The 20,701-nt window shown below is 65.6% G+C and carries 19 protein-coding genes and 1 other RNA gene; 17 read left to right on the top strand and 3 right to left on the bottom strand.

Features of this window, described 5'->3' with window-relative positions; genetic code table 11:
• Nucleotides 1–92: 92 nt before the first annotated feature.
• A complete protein-coding gene (locus BPRO_RS05190; RefSeq protein ID WP_011482005.1) occupies nt 93–953 on the top strand; it encodes a basic amino acid ABC transporter substrate-binding protein in 861 nt (286 codons plus the stop codon).
• Between the two features lie 63 nt (nt 954–1,016).
• Here the strand turns inward: BPRO_RS05190 and rnpB are convergent.
• Nucleotides 1,017–1,357: RNase P RNA component class A (gene rnpB, locus BPRO_RS28160), an RNA gene on the bottom strand.
• Nucleotides 1,358–1,443: 86 nt separating this feature from the next.
• On the opposite strand from rnpB, the gene BPRO_RS05185 reads away from it, so the two are divergent.
• The 16 genes from BPRO_RS05185 (at nt 1,444) to BPRO_RS05105 (ending at nt 18,755) form a co-directional block, all read left to right on the top strand.
• Nucleotides 1,444–3,075 carry an NAD(P)/FAD-dependent oxidoreductase gene (locus tag BPRO_RS05185; protein WP_011482004.1) on the top strand — a complete coding sequence of 544 codons (1,632 nt, stop codon included), beginning with the start codon at nt 1,444–1,446 and terminating at the stop codon, nt 3,073–3,075.
• A gap of 433 nt (nt 3,076–3,508) precedes the next feature.
• Nucleotides 3,509–4,477 carry an ABC transporter substrate-binding protein gene (locus BPRO_RS05175; RefSeq protein ID WP_011482002.1) on the top strand — a complete coding sequence of 323 codons (969 nt, stop codon included), beginning with the start codon at nt 3,509–3,511 and terminating at the stop codon, nt 4,475–4,477.
• Nucleotides 4,478–4,493: 16 nt separating this feature from the next.
• Complete coding sequence (locus tag BPRO_RS05170; protein ID WP_041389259.1) at nt 4,494–5,330, top strand: ABC transporter permease; 837 nt, start codon at nt 4,494–4,496, stop codon at nt 5,328–5,330.
• Complete coding sequence (locus BPRO_RS05165) at nt 5,330–6,109, top strand: ABC transporter ATP-binding protein (RefSeq protein ID WP_011482000.1); 780 nt, start codon at nt 5,330–5,332, stop codon at nt 6,107–6,109. The genes BPRO_RS05170 and BPRO_RS05165 overlap by 1 nt, the downstream gene beginning before the upstream one ends.
• Nucleotides 6,110–6,149: 40 nt before the next feature.
• A complete protein-coding gene (gene hutC, locus BPRO_RS05160) occupies nt 6,150–6,959 on the top strand; it encodes a histidine utilization repressor (protein ID WP_011481999.1) in 810 nt (269 codons plus the stop codon).
• A 102-nt stretch (nt 6,960–7,061) separates the two neighbouring features.
• A complete protein-coding gene (gene hutH / locus BPRO_RS05155) occupies nt 7,062–8,606 on the top strand; it encodes a histidine ammonia-lyase (RefSeq protein WP_011481998.1) in 1,545 nt (514 codons plus the stop codon).
• Nucleotides 8,607–8,664: 58 nt separating this feature from the next.
• Entirely contained in the window at nt 8,665–10,404 is a 1,740-nt protein-coding gene (gene hutU / locus BPRO_RS05150) for a urocanate hydratase (protein WP_011481997.1), read from the top strand.
• Nucleotides 10,405–10,458: 54 nt separating this feature from the next.
• Nucleotides 10,459–11,235 (top strand): IclR family transcriptional regulator, encoded by a 777-nt coding sequence (locus tag BPRO_RS05145; RefSeq protein WP_011481996.1) that lies wholly within the window; start codon nt 10,459–10,461, stop codon nt 11,233–11,235.
• A gap of 32 nt (nt 11,236–11,267) precedes the next feature.
• The gene (locus BPRO_RS05140; RefSeq protein WP_011481995.1) at nt 11,268–12,017 is read left to right on the top strand and encodes a transporter substrate-binding domain-containing protein; all 750 of its coding nucleotides are present in this window, start codon (nt 11,268–11,270) and stop codon (nt 12,015–12,017) included.
• A 23-nt stretch (nt 12,018–12,040) separates the two neighbouring features.
• Nucleotides 12,041–12,709, top strand: coding sequence for an amino acid ABC transporter permease (locus BPRO_RS05135; protein ID WP_011481994.1), 669 nt, complete (start codon nt 12,041–12,043; stop codon nt 12,707–12,709).
• On the top strand, nt 12,706–13,482 hold the full coding sequence (locus tag BPRO_RS05130; protein WP_011481993.1) for an amino acid ABC transporter ATP-binding protein: 777 nt from the start codon (nt 12,706–12,708) through the stop codon (nt 13,480–13,482). The genes BPRO_RS05135 and BPRO_RS05130 overlap by 4 nt, the downstream gene beginning before the upstream one ends.
• A 43-nt stretch (nt 13,483–13,525) precedes the next feature.
• Complete coding sequence (locus tag BPRO_RS05125; protein ID WP_011481992.1) at nt 13,526–14,365, top strand: phytanoyl-CoA dioxygenase family protein; 840 nt, start codon at nt 13,526–13,528, stop codon at nt 14,363–14,365.
• 15 nt (nt 14,366–14,380) lie between these two features.
• Nucleotides 14,381–14,974: a HutD/Ves family protein gene (locus BPRO_RS05120; protein WP_011481991.1), complete on the top strand. Its 594-nt coding sequence runs from the start codon at nt 14,381–14,383 to the stop codon at nt 14,972–14,974.
• Nucleotides 14,975–15,098: 124 nt separating this feature from the next.
• Nucleotides 15,099–16,376: an imidazolonepropionase gene (gene hutI / locus BPRO_RS05115; RefSeq protein WP_011481990.1), complete on the top strand. Its 1,278-nt coding sequence runs from the start codon at nt 15,099–15,101 to the stop codon at nt 16,374–16,376.
• Nucleotides 16,373–17,824, top strand: a complete 1,452-nt coding sequence (locus tag BPRO_RS05110; RefSeq protein WP_011481989.1) for a formimidoylglutamate deiminase — start codon at nt 16,373–16,375, stop codon at nt 17,822–17,824. The genes hutI and BPRO_RS05110 overlap by 4 nt, the downstream gene beginning before the upstream one ends.
• 169 nt (nt 17,825–17,993) lie before the next feature.
• Nucleotides 17,994–18,755 carry a ProQ/FINO family protein gene (locus BPRO_RS05105; RefSeq protein ID WP_081430481.1) on the top strand — a complete coding sequence of 254 codons (762 nt, stop codon included), beginning with the start codon at nt 17,994–17,996 and terminating at the stop codon, nt 18,753–18,755.
• A 93-nt stretch (nt 18,756–18,848) separates the two neighbouring features.
• Here BPRO_RS05105 and htpX read toward each other — a convergent pair whose 3' ends face one another.
• Both htpX and BPRO_RS05095 read right to left on the bottom strand, forming a co-directional pair.
• Entirely contained in the window at nt 18,849–19,724 is an 876-nt protein-coding gene (htpX, locus tag BPRO_RS05100) for a protease HtpX (RefSeq protein ID WP_011481987.1), read from the bottom strand.
• Between the two features lie 147 nt (nt 19,725–19,871).
• A complete protein-coding gene (locus BPRO_RS05095; protein ID WP_011481986.1) occupies nt 19,872–20,675 on the bottom strand; it encodes a DUF3025 domain-containing protein in 804 nt (267 codons plus the stop codon).
• Between the last annotated feature and the right edge of the window lie 26 nt (nt 20,676–20,701).

The raw sequence follows: 20,701 nt of genomic DNA, 5'->3' as shown, positions 1-20,701 counted from the left end.
GGGTGCCGCAAGGGGTAAACCCGGAGCCTGGCCGGTTTATACTTTTTTGATTTGGCCTGCAGGCCCCATCAACCCAACCCAGCGAGGTCTTCATGCCTTCCATCACGACACGATATTTCCTGCAAACTGCCGGCACCCTGCTGGCCAGCCTGGTGCTGGTGGCCTGCGGCAAGCAGGAGCCACCGGCACCAGCGGCCACCGCGCCAGCACCCGCCGCCTCGGCGCCCGCGCCGGCAGCCCGGGTGTATGTGGTCGGCACCGACGCCGCCTATGCCCCTTTTGAATCGCAAAACGAAAAAGGCGAGATCGTTGGTTTTGATATCGACGTGGTCAAGGCCGTGGCACAAAAAGCCGGCATCGAGGTGAAATTCATCAATACGCCCTGGGAGGGCATCTTCAATTCACTGAACCAGGGCGACCGCGACCTGCTGGTTTCCGCGATCACGATCACCCCCGAGCGCAAGCAGACCATGGATTTTTCTTCGCCCTACTTTGACGCACAACAACTGATTGCTGTGAAGAAAGACTCCAAAATCGCCGACTTCAGCCACCTGAAAAAACTCAAGGTGGCCGTGCAGAACGGCACCACCGGCGACGAGGTGGTCACCAAGCTGCAGGGCAAGGCCAGCCCCAACATCAAACGTTTCGAGTCCACCCTACTGGCCCTGAAAGAGCTGGAAGCCGGTGGCGTGGATGCCGTAGTGGCTGACAACGGCGTGGTGGTGCACTATGTCAACAACAACGTCGGCGCCAAGTTCAAGACCATCAGCGACGCCAGCTTTGCGGCCGAGCAATATGGCCTGGCGGTGAAAAAGGGCAACACCGAATTGCTGGAAAAACTCAACAAGGGCCTGGCCGACATCAAGACCGACGGCACCTACAACAAGATTTACGCCCAGTATTTTGGCGGGGCACCGGCGGCACCTGCACCTGCACCCGCGGCATCGAAATAAGCGAACCGCAAGGAAAACGGGCCCCGTTCGCTTCGGCGTACGGGGCCCGTTTTTTTGATAAAAGTGTGAAGCCCGCCGATAAGCCGGATTCTGTGCGCCGGATGTGCCTTGCGGCAAACCCGGTGTGACCGCCATTAATCTGGGCCGGGGGTCGCCCACCCGGCTCGGTGCTACCTACCCGCCAGCTCTGCGGAGCTACATCAACGCTGGCCTACTTGGTATTGCTGCGCGTAGAGATTGCCCGTTTCACCCGCTTTTGAGTTACCCAAAAGCGACTCGTCTCTGTTGCTCTGATCCTCACCTCACGGTGGAGAGGTATTACCTCCTACGCTGTCCTGTGCAGTCCGGACGTTCCTCCAGTGCCTGGTTTCCCAGATTGCACCAGCGGCGGTCTGGCAGGCTTCACGGGGCCTATTATCCGTTATCCGCCAGCGCGGCGTATGACGGGGACCCTTTAAAATAAGGGCTGCTTGATCAACACGAGCCCCTGATGATTCGCCTGACTGAACTCAAACTTCCGCTGGACCACGCGGAAGACGCCCTGCCGGCCCTGATGGCCCGCACGCTGGGCATCGCCGCCTCCGATATCGCGACTTTCCAGGTCCACAAGCGCAGCTTTGACGCCCGCAAGGCGGAGCTGCTGCAGGTGTACATCGCCGATGTGGAACTGGCCCCCGCGCTGGAAGCTGCATTGCTCGCGAAGTTTGCCGGCCACCCGCACATCCTGCCCTCACCCGACATGGCCTACCACCCGGTGGGCACGGCACCCCAAGGCCTGCCGCTGCGCCCGGTGGTGATCGGCTTTGGCCCGTGCGGCATCTTTGCGGCCCTGCTGCTGGCGCAGATGGGCTTCAAGCCCATCGTGCTCGAGCGCGGCAAAACCGTGCGCCAGCGCACCAAGGACACCTGGGGCCTGTGGCGCAAGAACGTGCTGAATCCGGAATCCAATGTGCAATTTGGCGAAGGCGGCGCGGGAACATTTTCCGACGGCAAGCTCTACAGCCAGATCAAGGACCCGCGGCACCTCGGCCGCAAGGTCATGAACGAATTTGTCAAGGCCGGGGCGCCTGCCGACATCCTCTACGAAGCCCATCCCCACATTGGCACCTTCAAACTGGTCAAGGTGGTGGAAAACATGCGCGAGCAGATCATCGCGCTGGGCGGTGAAATACGCTTTGAGCAGCGCGTAACGGACGTGCTGATCGAGGTCGGCCCCGGCGGCAAGCACCTGCGCGGCCTCACGGTGCAAAACCAGGCCACCGGAGAAACGCACGAGCTGCGCGCCGACCACGTCGTGATGGCGCTGGGCCACAGCTCGCGCGACACCTTTGCCATGCTCTACGCCCGCGGCGTGTACATCGAGGCCAAACCCTTTTCCATCGGCTTTCGCGTGGAGCACCCTCAGGGCATCATCGACCGCGCACGCTGGGGCCGGCATGCCAGCCACCCGGCCCTGGGCGCTGCCGAATACAAGCTGGTGCACCACGCCAGCAATGGCCGCTCGGTCTACAGCTTTTGCATGTGCCCGGGCGGCACGGTGGTGGCCGCTACCTCGGAGCCCGAACGTGTGGTGACCAACGGCATGAGCCAGTATTCGCGCAACGAGCGCAATGCCAACGCCGGCATCGTGGTGGGGATTGACCCGCGCGATTACCCGGGCGATGCGCTGGCCGGCATCGACCTGCAGCGCCGGCTGGAGTCGCATGCCTATGTGCTGGGCGGCAGCAATTACCAGGCGCCGGCGCAGCTGGTCGGCGACTTTGTGGCGGGCCGACCATCGACCGCGCTGGGCAGCATCACGCCCTCGTACAAGCCCGGCGTAACCATCGGTGATCTGTCGTCAGCCTTGCCCGGCTACGCGATTGACGCCATGCGCGAAGCCTTTCCCGCCTTTGGCCGCAAGATCAAGGGCTTTGACACGCATGACGCCGTGCTGACCGGCGTGGAGACGCGCACCTCCTCACCGATCAAGATCAGCCGCGGCGAAGACTTGCAAAGCCTCAATGTGCGCGGCCTCTATCCCGCCGGCGAAGGCGCCAGCTACGCCGGCGGCATCCTGTCGGCGGGCGTGGACGGCATCAAGGTGGCCGAGGCCGTGGCGCGCAACCTGCTGAGCGCCTGATCAGCAGGCAGCCGCCTGGGCTACGGCCCGGTCGCCCGGCACGGCACGGCACGGCACGCGCGATGATGGTGCGCTGATTTCAGACGGGCCTTCCTGCTTCGTCAATACGCGATATGCGGGCATCGCGCGCGCAAAACATAGTCGCCGGGATCCACAGGTCCAGCTGGCCCCGAATTTGCTCTGCCTTCTCCGTCAACATAGAATACCTGTATAGACAGCGCATCACCCTCAAAACGAGGTGGAATTGCACCAATTTCATGGGAGAAATCCCAAAAACAGTGCATTTCCCGGTCGCGTTTTCCGTGACTTCCTTAAAATTAGGGTTTACCTGTATATACAGGTTGCTCCATGTTGGCAAAATTTCCCTGCCCGGACTTTGCTGTGCAGGGATCTTGGGATCAACCGATTTTTCTGAATCAAACAGGAGTACGCAATGGGTAAGACAACCGTCAAGAAATTGGCTTCGCTGCTGGCGGCAGGCGCTTGCGCGGCCGGCATGGCCTCAGCCGCCGGGGCACAGGAAACCAAGCTGACGCTGGGCATGTCTGGCTGGACCGGCTTCGCCCCGCTGTCGCTGGCGGACAAGGCCGGCATCTTCAAGAAAAACGGCCTGGATGTGGAGATCAAGTTCATTCCGCAGAAAGACCGCCACCTGGCGCTGGCCGCCGGGGCCATCCAGTGCGCAGCCACCACCGTGGAAACCCATGTGGCCTGGAACGCCAATGGCGTGCCCATCGTGCAGATCTTCCAGATGGACAAATCCTATGGTGCCGACGGCCTGGCCGTGCGTAACGACATCAAGAGCTTTGCCGACCTGAAGGGCAAGACCATCGGCGTGGACGCCCCGGGCACCGCGCCCTACTTCGGCCTGGCGTGGATGCTGAACAAAAACGGCATGACGCTCAAGGACGTGAAGACCACCACCCTCTCGCCGCAGGCGTCTGCCCAGGCCTTTGTCGCGGGCCAGAACGACGCGGCCATGACCTACGAGCCCTACCTCTCCACCGTGCGCGACAACCCGGCCTCCGGCAAGATCCTGGCCACCACGCTGGACTACCCCATGGTGATGGACACGGTCGGCTGCGCGCCGACCTGGCTCAAGGCCAATCCCAAGGCTGCCCAGGCGCTCACCAACTCCTACTTCGAGGCGCTGGCCATGATCAAGGCCGACCCCGTCAAGTCCAATGAATTGATGGGCTCGGCCGTCAAGCAGACCGGCGAGCAGTTTGCCAAGTCGGCAGCCTACCTGCGCTGGCAGGACAAGGCGGCCAACCAGAAGTTCTTCGCCGGCGAGATCACCGCGTTCATGAAAGACGCCGAAAAGATCCTGCTGGAGTCCGGCGTGATCCGCAAGGCGCCCGAGAACCTCGCGGCAACGTTTGACACCAGCTTCATCAAGTAACGCCATGGAACACGTCATGGAACATATCCAGGCACCGCCTCACCTGCCCGAAGCACCGGTGCGCCAGCGCAGCCAGTGGCTGGCGCCGCTGGAGCCTGTGGGCACCAACTCGCGCTGGCTGCTGGGCCTGGGCTTCTTTGTGCTGTTCGTGCTGGCCTGGGCGATCTTCACGCTGGGCGGCTTTGTGTCGCCCACCTTCCTCGCCAGTCCCGTGACGATGGCCAAGGAAGGCTGGCTGCTGTTCACCGAGCTCAACTTCATTCACGACATCGGCATGACGGTGTGGCGCGTCTTCGGCGGCTTCGTCCTGGCCAGCCTGATCGCCGTGCCACTGGGCATTGCGATGGGCACCTACAAGGGGGTCGAGGCCTTTTTCGAGCCCTTTGTGTCGTTCTGCCGCTACCTGCCCGCGTCGGCCTTCATCCCGCTGCTGATCCTGTGGGCCGGCATTGGCGAAACGCAGAAAATCCTGGTGATCTTCATCGGCTCGGTGTTCCAGATCGTGCTGATGGTGGCGGTCACCGTGGGCGGCGCGCGGCGCGACCTGGTGGAAGCGGCCTACACGCTGGGCGCGGCCGACCGGGGCATCATCACCCGCGTGCTGATTCCCGGCGCCGCACCCGGCATTGCCGAGACCCTGCGCCTGGTGCTGGGCTGGGCCTGGACCTACGTGATCGTGGCGGAGTTGATCGGCTCGTCCAGCGGCATTGGCCACATGATCACCGACAGCCAGGCCCTGCTCAACACCGGGCAGATCATCTTCGGCATCATCATCATCGGGCTGATTGGCCTGGTGTCCGACTTTGCCTTCAAGGCGCTGAACCGCCGCCTGTTTGCCTGGAGTTCCATCTGATGAGCCAACTGTCCATTCAAGGGGTGTCGCGCGTTTTCGAAACCGCCAAGGGCCAGCGCACGCAGGCGCTGCTGCCGGTCGATTTCGAAGTGAACGACAACGACTTCGTCACCATCCTCGGCCCCTCGGGCTGCGGCAAGTCCACGCTGCTGCGCATCGTCGCGGGGCTGGAGCGGCCCAGCACGGGCCGGGCCATCCTCGACGGCCGCCCGGTCGAAGGCCCGGGCGCCGACCGCGGCATGGTGTTTCAGAGCTACACGCTGTTCCCGTGGCTGACCGTCGCGCAGAACATCCGCTTTGGCCTGCGCGAGCGCGGCATGAGCGAGGCCGACCAGAAGGACCGCAGCGCCTACTTCATGGCCAAGGTGGGCCTGCGCGGTTTTGAAAACCACTTTCCCAAGCAGCTCTCCGGCGGCATGCAGCAGCGCACGGCGATTGCACGGGCGCTGGCCAACGACCCCAAGATCCTGCTGCTCGACGAGCCCTTTGGCGCACTCGACAACCAGACCCGCGTGCTGATGCAGGAACTGCTGCTGGGTATCTGGGAGTCGGCGCGCAAGACGGTGCTGTTCGTCACACACGACATCGACGAAGCGATCTTCATGGCCAACCGGGTGGCGGTGTTCAGCGCGCGCCCGGGACGCATCAAGTCCGACATTGCGGTGAACCTGCCGCATCCGCGGCACTATACGATCAAGACCTCGCCGGAGTTCATGGAACTCAAGGCGCGCCTGACCGAAGAGATTCGCGCCGAGTCGATGGCGTCCGCCGAACATTGACATGCATTGACCCGCGCCACCCACCGCTCCAACCACCACAATGAACTCCAATCTGCATATCCTGCCCAAACCGGCACGCGAAACCGACGCCAAAATCGGCACCCCCGCCGGGGCCGACCAGTTGTCGCCCAATGTCGCGCGTTACCAGCAGGTCAAGGACTTTGTGTCGCGCAAGATCCAGGACGGCACCTGGAAGGCCGGCGACCGCCTGCCGTCCGAGCACGAGTTGGTGGTGCAGTTCGGCCTGTCGCGCATGACCGTCAACCGGGCCTTGCGCGAACTGGTGGAGCAGGGCCGCATCAAGCGCATTGCCGGGGTGGGCAGCTTCGTGGCCGACGACAAACCGCAAGCCAACCTGCTGCAGATCGCGCGCCTGTCCGATGACATCCGGCGCCGCGGCCACGATTACCAGTGCCGGGTCATCACGGTGGAGCGCATTTCGGCCTCGCTGGACATCGCCTCCTCGCTGGGACTGCACACCGGCGAGTCGGTGTTTCACTCGGTCTGCGTGCACCTGGAAGACGGCGTGCCCATGCAGCTGGAAGACCGCTATGTCAACCCGCGCATGGCGCCCGCTTTCGGGCAGCAGGATTTCACGCTGGAGCAGCCTTCAGACTTTCTGGTGCGCACGGTGCTGTTCGACCAGATGGAACATGTGGTCGATGCCGTGCTGCCCACGCGCGAGCAGGCCGCGCTGCTGCAGATGGACGCCGGCCAGCCCTGCCTGCTGCTGACCCGCCGCACCTGGATGCGGGAAGACCCCATCACCCTGGTGCGCTGCCTGCACCCAGGCATGCGTTACCGGCTGGGTAGCCGCTTTCGCACCGACGGCAATGCCGTCACCGGCTGACGCGACGGGCCACCCCGGCGAGCCAGCCAGCCAGCAAGTAAACAAACGAATAAAAACTTCTTTATCATCGATTCCGACAACTTGTATATACAGGACTAGACAATGACAACATCCACCCACATCCTGCACCCCGGCCGCGTCAGCCTGGCCCTGTTGCGCAGCATCCATGCCGGCGGCGTGCAGCTGGCCCTGGCGCCCGAGGCCCGTGCCGGCCTGCTGGCAGCCCAGGCCACCGTGCAGCGCATCGTCGATGAAGACCAGGTCGTCTACGGCATCAACACCGGCTTCGGCAAACTGGCCAGCACCAAGATTGCGCCCAACCGCCTGGTCGAATTACAGCGCAACCTGGTGCTGTCGCACAGCGTGGGCACCGGCGAGCCGCTACCGGCCGCCGTGGTGCGCGTGATCCTCGCTACCAAGGCGGTGAGCCTGGCGCGCGGCCACTCCGGCGTGCGGCCCGAACTGGTGGACGCCTTGCTGGCGCTGGCCAACGCGGGCGTGATGCCGCGCATCCCGGCCAAGGGCTCCGTGGGTGCCTCCGGCGACCTGGCGCCTCTGGCGCACCTGGCCTGCGTGCTGATCGGCGAAGGCCAGGCCACCACCGCCGACGGCGAAGTCATTTCCGGCGCCCAGGCCATGCGCCGCATCGGCGTGGCGCCGTTTGTGCTCGGCCCCAAGGAAGGCCTGGCGCTGCTCAACGGCACCCAGGTGTCTACCGCCCTGGCGCTGGCCGGCCTGTTCGGCGCCGAACAGGTATTTGCCGCGGGCCTGGTGTCCGGCGCCTTGTCGCTGGAAGCCGTGCAGGGCTCCATCAAGCCGTTTGACGCGCGGGTGCATGCCGCGCGTGGCCAGCCCGGCCAGATGGCCGTGGCGGCGGCGGTGCGCACCCTGCTCGAAGGCAGCGAGATCGTGCCGTCGCACCCCGACTGCGGCCGCGTGCAGGACCCGTATTCGATCCGCTGCGTGCCCCAAGTCATGGGCGCCTGCCTGGACAACCTGCAGCACGCCGCCCGGGTGCTGCAGATCGAGGCCAATGCCGCCTCCGACAACCCGCTGGTCTTCGACAACGGCGACGTGATCTCCGGCGGCAACTTCCACGCCGAGCCGGTGGCCTTTGCGGCCGACATCATCGCGCTGGCCGTGGCCGAGATCGGCGCGATTGCCGAGCGCCGCCTGGCACTGCTGCTCGACACCGGCCTCTCCGGCCTGCCGCCTTTCCTGGTGCGCGATGGCGGCGTCAACTCCGGCTTCATGATTGCCCAGGTCACCGCCGCCGCGCTGGCCTCGGAAAACAAATCCCTGGCGCACCCGGCCAGCGTGGACAGCCTGCCCACCTCGGCCAACCAGGAGGACCATGTGTCGATGGCGACCTTCGCCGCGCGCCGCCTGGGCGAGATGGTGAACAACACCGCCGTCGTCGTCGGCATCGAAGCCATGGGCGCTGCTCAAGGCATAGAACTCAAGCGCGGGCTCAAAAGCTCCCCGCTGATCGAAGCCGAGTTCGCCCGCATCCGCGGGAAGGTGGCCTTCCTCGACCAGGACCGCTTCCTCGCGACCGACGTCGAAGCCATGCGCCAGTGGGCCTTGCACAGCGACTGGCCCGCCGCCCTGCAGCAGATCCTGCCCAGCCACGCCACCGCGGCCTGACGCCGGGCCTGAACCTCAGCCTGAAACCCATTCCAACCGTTTTATCCAGGAGACCGCCATGAACGCCAAGGATTCCTTCATCGCCCCCACCGACGCCCAAAGCGGCACCCTCACCGACCCGCGCGTCGACCCCACCCGTGTGATCCGCGCGCCGCGCGGCAGCCAGCTCCATTGCAAAAGCTGGCTCACCGAAGCCGCCTTTCGCATGATCCAGAACAACCTCGACCCCGAGGTGGCCGAGAACCCGCAAAGCCTGGTGGTCTACGGCGGCATCGGCCGCGCCGCACGCGACTGGGCCTGCTTCGACCAGATTCTGGCTTCGCTGAAAGAACTAAACGATGACGAATCGCTGTTGGTCCAGTCAGGCAAGCCCGTGGGCGTATTCAAGACCCACGCCAACGCGCCTCGCGTGCTGATCGCCAACTCCAACCTGGTGCCCAAGTGGGCCAACTGGGAACACTTCAACGAACTCGACCGCAAGGGCCTCTTCATGTATGGCCAGATGACGGCCGGCAGCTGGATCTACATCGGCAGCCAGGGCATCGTGCAGGGCACCTTCGAGACCTTCGTCGAAGCCGGCCGCCAACACTACAACAACAGCCTCGCTGGCAAATGGATCCTGACCGCGGGCCTGGGCGGCATGGGGGGCGCGCAGCCGCTGGCAGCAACCTTGGCCGGCGCGGTGTCGCTGAACATCGAGTGCCAGCAAAGCAGCATCGACTTCCGCCTGCGCACCCGCTACGTGGACAAGCAGGCCAGGGACATCGACGACGCGCTGGCGCTGATCAAGTACCACACCGACCGCAAGGAGGCCGTGTCGATCGCGCTGCTGGGCAACGCCGCCGACATCCTGCCCGAGCTGGTGAAGCGCGCCAAAGCCGGCGCCATCAAGCCCGACCTGGTGACCGACCAGACCTCGGCCCACGACCTGATCAACGGCTACCTGCCCCGCGGCTGGAACGTGGCGCAGTGGAAGGCCGCGCAGCAGGATCCGGCGCAGCACAAGCGCCTGACGGACGAAGCCGCCCAAAGCTGCGCCGTGCATGTGCAGGCCATGCTGGACTTCCAGGCCATGGGCATCCCGACCGTGGACTACGGCAACAACATCCGCCAGGTGGCCTTCGACCAGGGCGTGAAAAACGCCTTTGATTTCCCCGGCTTTGTGCCCGCCTACATCCGCCCGCTGTTCTGCGAAGGCAAGGGCCCGTTCCGCTGGGTCGCGCTCTCCGGCGATCCGGAAGACATCTACAAGACCGACGCCAAGATCAAGGAGCTGTTCCCCGAGAACAAGCACACGCACCGCTGGCTCGACATGGCGCGCGAGCGCATCGCCTTCCAGGGCCTGCCCGCACGCATCTGCTGGCTGGGCCTGGGTGAACGCCACATTGCGGGTCTGGCCTTCAACGAGATGGTGAAGAAGGGCGAGCTCAAGGCCCCGATCGTGATCGGCCGCGACCACCTGGACACCGGCTCGGTGGCCAGCCCGAACCGCGAGACCGAGGCCATGAAGGACGGCACCGATGCCGTGTCCGACTGGCCGCTGCTCAACGCGCTGCTCAATGCCTCGGGCGGCGCCACCTGGGTCAGCCTGCACCACGGCGGCGGCGTGGGCATGGGTTACTCGCAGCATGCGGGCATGGTCATCGTGGCCGACGGCACCGATGCCGCCGCCGAGCGGCTGGCACGCGTGCTGGTCAACGACTGCGGCTCGGGCGTGATGCGCCATGCCGACGCGGGTTACGAGATCGCCATTGCCACCGCGAAGAAGCAGGGCCTCAAGCTGCCGATGGTCCGGTGACTTGCGATAAAAAAAGGGAATCCTATTCCCAAATTTTGGGAATCAAGGGTTTGAATGCCGCCTGAATCCTTTGATACTGGCGTCATGCTGATCAGCGCCTCCACCCCCGTCACCACGGCCGACCGCGTCCTGCAAGTGCTGGCCGTGCTGGCCCAGCAGGGGCGGGCCCTGTCGGCAGCCGAACTCATGGACCGCACCGGCTTGGCCCGCAGCACGCTGTACCGGCAACTGGCCCGGCTCAAGCGCTGGGGCTTTGTGCTGGAAAGCGATAGCTGTTACGCCCCGGGCCCGCTGAGCCTGCAACTCGCACTGGGGTTCGATCTGGCCTCGCACCTGGTGTGCCAGGCCCGTCCGGGCATGGTGGAGTTGGCCCAGCAGTCCCACGAGAGCGTGGGGCTGATCGTCGCGGTCAATGACCAGGCCATCTGCCTGGACATGGTCGAAAGCCAGCAATCGCTGCGCTGCTCCTTCGAAAAAGGGCGCAGTGTGCCCTTGCGCGCGGGCGCTTCAGCAAAATGTGTGCTGGCCCATCTGCCCGATGCCGCGCGCGCTGCCGTGCTCGACAGCCAGCACCGCGCCGACAGCACCGGGCGGCAGGCCGCGCAGGAGGAACTGGATGCCATTCGCCTGGCCGGCTTTGCCATGAGTGCCGGCGAGGTTGATCCGGGCGTCTGGGGCGTTAGCGTGCCCCTGTTCGGAGCCTCCCGGCAGGCCGTGGGTGCCATCACCCTGATGGCACCGATTCCGCGCGCTCAGGGCCAGGACCAGGCGCTGATCCGCATGGCGGTGGTTGCCGCCGCGCGCATCTCGCGCCACCTGACCCTTCACTGATTTCCCTTACCCCCCAACCGGAGAACCACCCCATGAAATTTCGTCGCAACTTCCTGCTGGCCAGCCTCACAGCCCTGACCCTCGGCACCACCAGCGCGCATGCACAAGACAATGCGCTGCGCGTGGGCACCGATGCCACCTTCCCGCCCATGGAATTCGTGGAAAACGGCAAGCGCACGGGCTTTGACGTCGAGCTGGTTGAAGCCATCGCCAAGGCGATGGGCAAGCAGGTCGAATGGGTAGATATCGATTTCAAGGGGCTGATCCCCGGCCTCATGTCCAAGCGTTTTGACATGGCCGTTTCGGCCATTTACATCACCGATGAACGCAAGAAGGTCGTCGATTTCACCAACTCCTACTATGCCGGCGGCCTGGTGGCCATGACCAAAGAGGGCAATACCGCCATCAAAAAGCTGGCCGACCTCGAGGGCAAAAAGGTCACTGTGCAGGTGGGCACCAAGTCGGTGGGCTATCTGCAGGAGCACTATCCCAAGGTGCAACGGATCGAGGTAGAAAAGAACCAGGAAATGTTCAACCTGGTGGACATTGGCCGTGCCGATGCCGCCGTGACGGGCAAGCCCGCCGCCTTTCAGTATGTGCGCACGCGCCCGGGCCTGCGCGTGCTGGAAGAGCAGCTGACCACCGAGGAATACGGCATGGCGCTGCGCAAGGACACGCCCGAGCTCACCAGGGCGGTGAACGGTGCGATCGCCAAACTCAAGGCCGACGGCACCTATGCGGCCATCGTGAAAAAATGGTTCAGCAACAGCGCTGGCAAGTAATCCGGCAACCTTGCGACTGAGCGATGGAACTCGATTTTTCTCCCATCTGGTCCGGCTGGCCCCAGCTGTTGCGTGGTGCGCTGGTGACCGTGGAAATCACGGCGGCCTCGCTGCTGCTGGGTTGCGTCATGGGGCTGCTGGTCGGTATCGGCCGGCTCAACCCCAGGCGGCGCATTGTCTATGGCCTGTGCACGGCCTATGTGGCGATCATCCGCGGCACGCCGCTGCTGGTGCAGTTGTTCATTCTGTTCTTTGGCCTGCCGCAGTTCGGCATCCTGCTGCCGGCTTTTGTATGCGGCGTGATTGGCCTGGGCATCTACTCCGGAGCCTATGTTTCGGAGGTCGTGCGTGGCGCCATCCAGTCCATTGACCGCGGCCAGATGGAGGCTGCCCGCTCCATCGGCATGTCGTCGGGGCTGGCGATGCGCGCCGTGGTGCTGCCCCAGGCCGTGGTGCGCATGATTCCGCCGCTGGGCAATGAATTCATTGCCCTCATCAAGAACTCGGCCCTGGTGTCGCTGCTGACCATCCATGACGTCATGCACGAAGGGCAAAAAATCATCAGCGTGTCCTATCGTTCACTGGAGGTGTACCTGGCCATCGCCGTGGTGTATTTCGTACTGACCGGTGCAACCACTCTGGTGTTGCGCCGCATGGAGTTGCGCCTGCGCGCAGGAGGGATGGTGCAATGAACACGGCAAACAACGGTGCAGCACCCATGGTGCGCATTCGCGGCCTGCGCAAGTCGTATGGCGCCCATGTGGTGCTGGGTGGCATTGATTTCGACGTCCAGCCCTCGCAGGTGGTGGTAGTGATCGGGCCCAGCGGTTCCGGCAAGAGCACCTTTCTGCGCTGCTGCAACGGACTGGAGAAGCCCGAAGGCGGCAGCGTCGAGATCTGTGGCCGCACGCTGGTGCAGGACGGCCGCATGCTGCCGGACCCGGACCTCGACGCCCTGCGCGAAGAGGTCGGCATGGTGTTCCAGTCGTTCAACCTGTTTCCGCACCTGTCGGTGCTGCACAACATCTCGCTGGGCCCGCGCAAGCTACGCGGCCTGTCGCGCTCCGAGGCAGATGCCGAGGCCCGCGTTCTGCTCGAGAAAGTGGGCCTGGCGCACAAGGCCGACGCCATGCCGGCCAGCCTGTCGGGTGGGCAGAAGCAGCGCGTGGCGATTGCGCGGGCGCTGGCCATGAAGCCCCGCGTGATGCTGTTTGACGAACCCACTTCCGCGCTGGACCCCGAGCTGGTGGGCGAAGTGCTGCAAGTGATGAAGATGCTGGCCAGCGAAGGCATGACCATGATGGTCGTGACCCATGAAATGGACTTCGCGCGCGACGTGGGCGACGTGGTGGTGGTGATGGACCGCGGCGGCATCATCGAAGCGGGCTCACCCGACACCATCTTCACCAACCCCAGCCAGGAGCGCACGCGTTCCTTCCTGCAGGCCGTGCTGACGCGCACCTGAATCCCCTGAACTCCCTGGATCACCCACCTCTCGAGAGACTGTCATGAACGCACCTGCCACCGAACTGCAACGTCGCCTCCAGCAGCGCGTCACCGAGCAGCACGTGGCTGACTTCCAGCGCGACGGCGCGGTCTGCATCCGCCAGTTGCTCACGCCCGACGAGATCGACCTGTTGCGCGAAGGCATCGAGGCCAACCTGGCCGCGCCCAGCCCGCGCGCCAAGGTGGCCAGCCGCCCGGACGACCCGGGGCGCTTCTTCGAGGACTTCTGCAACTGGCAGGATATTGGGCACTACCAGCGTTTCATCTTTGAGACACCCCTGGCGCTGCTCGCACAGCGGTTAATGCGCTCGGCCACGGTGCGCCTGTATCACGACCACCTGCTGGTCAAGGAGCCCGGCACGCGACAGCGTACGCCCTGGCACCAGGACCAGCCTTACTACAACGTCGAAGGACGGCAGAACATCAGCATGTGGATTCCGGTTGACCCGGTATCGCGCGCCGCCACGCTGGAGTTCGTGGCCGGCTCGCACCAGGGCCCGTGGCTGATGCCGCGCACCTTCATGGACAACCAGGCCAAATGGTTCCCGGAAGGCAGCCTGACCGACTTGCCCGACGTGGAGGCCGCCCGCGAGCGTTTTCCCATCCTCGGCTGGGACATCGAACCGGGTGATTTCGTGTGCTTCCACATGCTGACCCTGCATGCCGCGGGCGGCGTGGAAGGGGCCCACAGGCGGCGCGTCTTTTCGGTGCGCTTCCTCGGGGACGACGCCCGCCACGCACCGCGAAGCTGGAAAACCTCGCCGGACTTTCCCGGGCTGGTCGACCAGCTCGCGGCGGGCGTGCCCATGAGCCACCCGCTGTTCCCGCAGTTGATCGGCTGACGAGAGGAGGCATCCATGACGCTGCAGCGCTTCGCCATCGACGACCTGAAGCCCACGCCGTGGAAGAACGGCGGCGGCACCACGCGCGAAATCGTCTGCCGACCGCCGGGCGCAGGCATGGACGGCTTCGACTGGCGGGTCAGCATCGCCACCATCGCCGCGCCCGGGCCGTTCTCGGCCTTTCCCGGCGTGGACCGCGTGATCATGCTGCTGGAGGGCGCGGGTGTGCGCCTGCGAGCCGGCACGGCGGGCGTGGACCACCGGCTGGACACGCCGCTGCGGCCCTTTGCCTTTGCCGGCGATGTGGCCCTGGACTGCGACCTGCTGGGCGGCCCCTCGACCGATTTCAACGTCATGACCCGGCGCGGCAAGCTGCGGGCCGAGGTGCAGGTGCTGCACGCGGCCGGCGACCTTGCCCCGGCCGGGCGCGGCCTGCTGCTGGCGCTGCGCGGGCCGTGGCACTTGCAGGCTGGGGCAGAGCCCTCCTTGACATGCGAAGCCGGCACGGGTGTCTGGTGGGACGGCACGACACAGGGCTGGCGCGCAACGCCGCAAAGCCTGGATGCGGCACTGGTCGTGGTGCGCCTGCTGGCCGTCCAGGCAGCTTGAAGGCGCCCGGTCAAATGCATCAGAATGGCCTCTGGTCCATGTCAAAACCTAACGATCAGCTATTTACTCAATAGCAAAACAAGCCTCTGCACATAACCCCCTCATAACCCCGCCAGTGAACCCCATGACCACAGCCCCCCACCCCGCTGCCGACGGCATCTGGGAGCATTTGCGCCTGATGCCTGGCGCGCTGGCCGACGACAGCCCCGTGGCGACGAACACCGAGGCCGCCATCGTCGTCACCGAAGGCCGGATCCGCTGGATAGGCGCCAGCGCCGCGCTGCCCGCCGGGTTCAGCGCGCTGCCGCGTTTTGACGGCGGCGGCGCGCTGGTGACGCCCGGCCTGGTCGATTGCCATACCCATCTGGTGTACGGTGGCCAGCGCGCCAACGAGTTCGCCATGCGGCTGGCCGGTGCCAGCTATGAAGAGGTGGCGAAGGCCGGCGGCGGCATCGTCTCCAGCGTGCGCGCCACCCGTGCGGCCGGTGAAGACGAGCTTTTTGCGCAGGCCGCGCCTCGCCTGGAACAACTGCTGGCCGATGGCGTGTGCGCCATCGAAATCAAGTCCGGCTATGGTCTCGCCCTCGAACACGAGCGCAAGCAGCTGCGCGTGGCGCGCCGGCTCGGTGAGGCCTACGGCGTCACCGTGCGCACCACCTTCCTCGGCGCGCACGCACTGCCGCCCGAGTACGCGGGCCGCAGCCAGGACTACATCGACCTGGTCTGCCGCGAGATGCTGCCCGCACTCGCCGCCGAAGGCCTGGTCGATGCGGTGGACGTATTTTGCGAACGCATCGCGTTTTCGCTGAGCGAGACCGAGCAGGTGTTCCAGGCCGCGCAGCGTTTAGGCCTGCCGGTCAAGCTGCATGCCGAGCAGCTCTCCGACATGGGCGGCGCCGCGCTCGCCGCGCGTTATGGCGCGCTGTCGTGCGACCACATCGAACACCTGTCGCAGGCCGGCATCGACGCCATGCGCGCGGCCGGCACGGTGGCCGTGCTGCTGCCCGGCGCCTACTACACGCTGCGCGACACCCACCTGCCACCGATCGCCGCGCTGCGCGAAGCCGGCGTGCCCATGGCCGTCTCGACCGACCACAACCCCGGCACGTCGCCCGCGCTCAGCCTGCTGCTCATGGCCAACATGGCCTGCACACTGTTTCGCCTGACCGTGCCGGAAGCGCTGGCCGGCATCACGCGCCACGCAGCCCGTGCGCTCGGACTGCAGGACACGCACGGCGCACTCGGCGTGGGCCGGCCCGCCAATTTCGTGCTGTGGCAGCTGAATGACAGCGCCGAGCTGGCCTACTGGCTGGGCCAGCAGGCGCCGCGCACCATCGTGCGGCAGGGGCGCGTTGCGCTCGACGGGCTCCAGATCGCCCCCAACGCCAGGATCACCCCATGAGCGACATCGCCCCCTTCGCTGCCCCGACATCCCATGCCCCAGCCATGGGCAGCCTGTTTGCCACCGATGCCCTGCTGCCCGACGGCTGGGCGCGCAACGTGCTGCTGGAATGGAACGCCGCCGGCCAGCTGCTGGCCGTCACGCCGGACAGCAGCGCCCCGCGCACCACGCCCCGGGCCGCCGGCCCCCTCATCCCGGGCATGCCCAACCTGCATTGCCACGCCTTCCAGCGGGCCTTTGGCGGACTGACGGAGTTTCGCGCCGAGGCGCAGGACAGCTTCTGGAGCTGGCGCACGCTGATGTACCGCTTCGCCGCGCAGGTCACGCCCGAGCTGCTGGAAGACATCGCCACCTGGCTTTACATCGAGATGCTGGAGGCCGGCTACACCTCGGTGTGTGAATTCCACTACGTGCACCACGACCTGGACGGCCGGCCCTATGCCGACGACGCCACGCTGGCCCAATGCCTGTTGCGTGCCGCACAGCGCGCCGGCATCGGCATCACGCTGCTGCCCGTGCTTTACCAGACCAGCGGTTTTGGCGGCACGCCGCCAAATGCGGGGCAACGCCGCTTCATCCGGTCTACCGACTCGATGCTGCGCCTGCTGGAGCGCCTGCAGCCTTGTTGCGAGGTGCAGGGCGCGCGCCTGGGGCTGGCGCCGCACTCCCTGCGCGCGGTGCCGCCCGACAGCCTGCGCGAGGTGCTGGCCGGACTGGACGCCATCGACCCCACCGCGCCCATACACATCCATATTGCCGAGCAAACGGCCGAGGTGGATGCCTGCCTGGCCTGGAGCGGCCAGCGCCCGGTGGAGTGGCTCTTGGACCACGCCGCCGTCGATGCGCGCTGGTGCCTGGTGCACGCCACGCACATGACCGACACCGAATATCAGCGCGCCGCCCGCACTGGCGCCGTGGCCGGCCTGTGCCCGACCACCGAGGCCAATCTGGGAGACGGCATTTTTGACCTGCCGCGCTGGCGCGCCGCCGGGGGCGCCTGGGGCGTCGGCTCGGACAGCAACGCCTGCGTCAACGCGGCGGAAGAGCTGATGCTGCTTGAATATGGTCAGCGCCTGCAGGGTCGCCAGCGCAATGTGCTAGCCACCGCGCAGCAACCGCAGGTCGCCACCGCGATGACGCTGCAGGCCGTGCAGGGCGGCGCCCGTGCCTCGGGTCGTGCCTTGCCGCGCGGCACTGCCGGACTGGTTACCGGCCAGCGCGCCGATTTTGCGGTGCTGGACGCCCGGCACCCGGCCTTGTGCGAGCTGAGCGCGCCCGACATGCTGTCGGCCCATGTGTTCGCCAGCCACCGCACGTCCGCGCTCGACGCGGTCTGGGTCGGCGGCGTTCAGCAAACCCGCCAGGGCAGCCGCCATCCGCTGCGCGAGACGGCCGCCGCGGCCTTCATCGCCGCCCGCTCACGCCTGCTGGCGCAAACCCAGGCCTGACCCGACGGGCCGGAGGTTGGCGGTAACGCAGTCCGGCAACCCGGTCAGGTGGCCCGGGTTATCCGCGACAATCTCCCCTATTGCCAGGATTGCCAGGGTGCGCATGGAAGGGGGTGAAGCTTTGCCCCGCGACCCCGCGCCCAGGCCCAAGACTTCACAAAGCCCATTGATGACCGACACCGACACCAACACCCCTCCTGCCCCCTCTACAGTGGCTACCCCGGTTATCCCGGCCAGCCCGGATACACCCGCCACCTCCACACGCGCCCCAAGGTCTGGCCGGGCGCGCGGCAGGCAGGCCGGCAAGCAGCCCAGCACGCCACCGCGGACCCGCCAGGTGCATCCGGCACTGGAGAAACTGTTCGAGCTGTATCCGAAGATGTTCGGTGCGCAGTTCCTGCCACTCAAGCTCGGCGTGTTCCAGGAGCTGCTCGCCCAGCACCCCGATGCGTTCAACCGCGACGAGCTGAAGGTCGCGCTGGGCCTGCATGCGCGGTCAACACGCTACCTCGAAAGCGTGGCGGCAGGCCTTCCGCGCCACGACCTGCAGGGCGAGCCCGTCGAGCCGGTGGCGCCCGAGCATGTGCACCATGCCATTCTCGAAGTGTTCCGGCGGCGTCAGGCGCGCTCGCGCGAGGACTTGCGGCCCGCGCTGCGCCAGCGGCTGATGCAGGCCATTGAAGCCTCGGGCCTGAGCCGGGAAGACTATTCGCTCTGCGTCCGCACGCAGGATGAAGCGTCCAACGCGTTGATCGACGACGCCTTCACCGAACTGGGACGTCAGGCCGCGAAGCGCGAGGCCCTGATGAAGGCCTTCGAAGCCAGCGGGCGCACGGTGGAGCAGTTCGCCGACATGTACGGCATGGGCCTGGCGGAAGTCACCCAGGCCCTGGACGGCGCGCGCCGGGACCGGGGTGGCCTGGCGGCATAGCGCCATCAGGGGTCAATGCCATAAAGAAAGCCGGTGCATGCACCGGCTTTCTTGTTGCGGGAAATTGAACCGCTCAGCCGAACCCCTCAGCGCTCAGGCTGGGGCATTCTGCAGCGCCGCAATGCGCTCTTCAATCGGCGGATGCGTGGCGAACCATTTGCCGATGCCGCCGGTGATGCCCATGGCTTCCACGGCCTTGGGCAACTCGCCGGGCTGCATGCCGCCGAGGCGGGCCAGCGCATTCATCATGGGCTGCTTGCGGCCCAGCAGCTGGGCGGAACCCGCATCCGCGCGGAACTCGCGATGACGCGAAAACCAGGCCACGACGATGGCGGCGGCAAAACCCAGCACGATGTCCAGCACGATGGTGCTGACGTAGTAGCCGATGCCGGGGCCGGAGTTGTTGTCGCTGCCGCGGCGCAAAAAGCTGTCAACCGCATAGCCGATGACGCGCGACAGGAACACCACAAAGGTGTTCATCACGCCCTGGATCAGCGTCATGGTGACCATGTCGCCATTGGCGACGTGGGCGATCTCATGGCCGATCACGGCTTCGATTTCTTCGCGGGTCATGCCCTGCAGCAAACCGGTGGACACCGCCACCAGCGATGAATTCTTGAACGCGCCAGTGGCAAAGGCGTTGGGCGCGCCTTCGAAAATGCCCACTTCGGGCATGCCGATCTGCGCCTTGTCAGCCAGTTTGCGGACGGTCTCGACAATCCAGGCCTCGTCGGCGTTCTGGGCATCGTTGATGATGCGCACGCCGGCGCTCCACTTGGCCACGGGCTTGCTGATCAGCAGTGAAATGATCGCGCCGCCGAAACCCATGATCAGCGCAAAGCCGAGCAGCGCCGAGAGGTTCAGGCCATTGGCCGTGAGGAAGCGGTTGACGCCGAGCAGGCTGGCCACAATGCCCAGCACGGCCACGACGGCAATGTTGGTCAGGATAAACAAAAAGATGCGTTTCATGAATTCTCCGTGGGGGGGTCGATAACCAGGGGCAAGGGCAGCAGCCATGCTGCCGTGAGAGTTGCGTTCCGGACAAATTGGGGGGCTTCCTCCCAAATCAAGCCGTTCGGGCCGGCTGCCGGCGCAGGATTTTTTATGTGTTGTTTTCTACCTGCGTGGACGGAATACAAGGGAGTCATCATAAAAGGAAAAGTTCTCGTTTTCCGGCCACCAGCCCGGCACGCCCAGTACCGGCAAGGGTGCAAAGGGCTTGCCGGCCAGTTTGTCGGCGCTCAAATCAGCAGCCACCCAGGCATCCAGCTCTGCTATTGAATCAATAGCTGGCTGCGCCCGGTATACATGGGCCGTGATCGGTTTTCGTGGATAAACCAGCTTTTCGAGCAAGGCATGGCCAAAAAGCACCAGTTGCGTGTCAGCCCACAGCGGGCGCAAGCCGATGAAGAGTTGCTGCCAGTCCCGGGCGATCAGGGCGTCCCACAGGGCTTGCGGCGCCAGCAGGAAGGCGGCGTTTTCATCAAACAGCGTCAGCGCATCGCGCACCGGGCCGCGCACCGGCCGGATGCCCGCCGACGCTATCTCGGCAGCCTGCAGCTGGTTGAGCCGGGTCTTGGTCTCGGGAAACTGCAGCCAGCACAGGCCATTGAAGAAGTCGTGCAGCCCGTCGCGCGTCGGGCAATGGCGTGTGTTGAAGATATAGCGCTCGTAGGCCTCGCCGGGCGGCAATTCGCCCTGCGGCACAAAGCGCACCGGGCAATGCCCCTCATCGCCCGCCCGGGTGGCATTCGTATTCGCAGCCGCCACGCCATGCGTCTGGGCCACAGCATTGAGGGCTTGTGCGACACCGGCGCCCCGCAGCGCCAGCGCACCGGCCGCCTCGCCCGCACGGCGCAGGGGCGCAAACCAGGGTTGGGACCAGTCGATGGCGACCAGCGGGCTCACGGCGTCAGGCATGGGGGCTCCGCATCACGCCGCAACGC

It is taken from the genome of Polaromonas sp. JS666 (assembly GCF_000013865.1).
Classification (GTDB): domain Bacteria; phylum Pseudomonadota; class Gammaproteobacteria; order Burkholderiales; family Burkholderiaceae_C; genus Polaromonas.
This window is presented reverse-complemented; position numbering and strand designations above follow the sequence as displayed.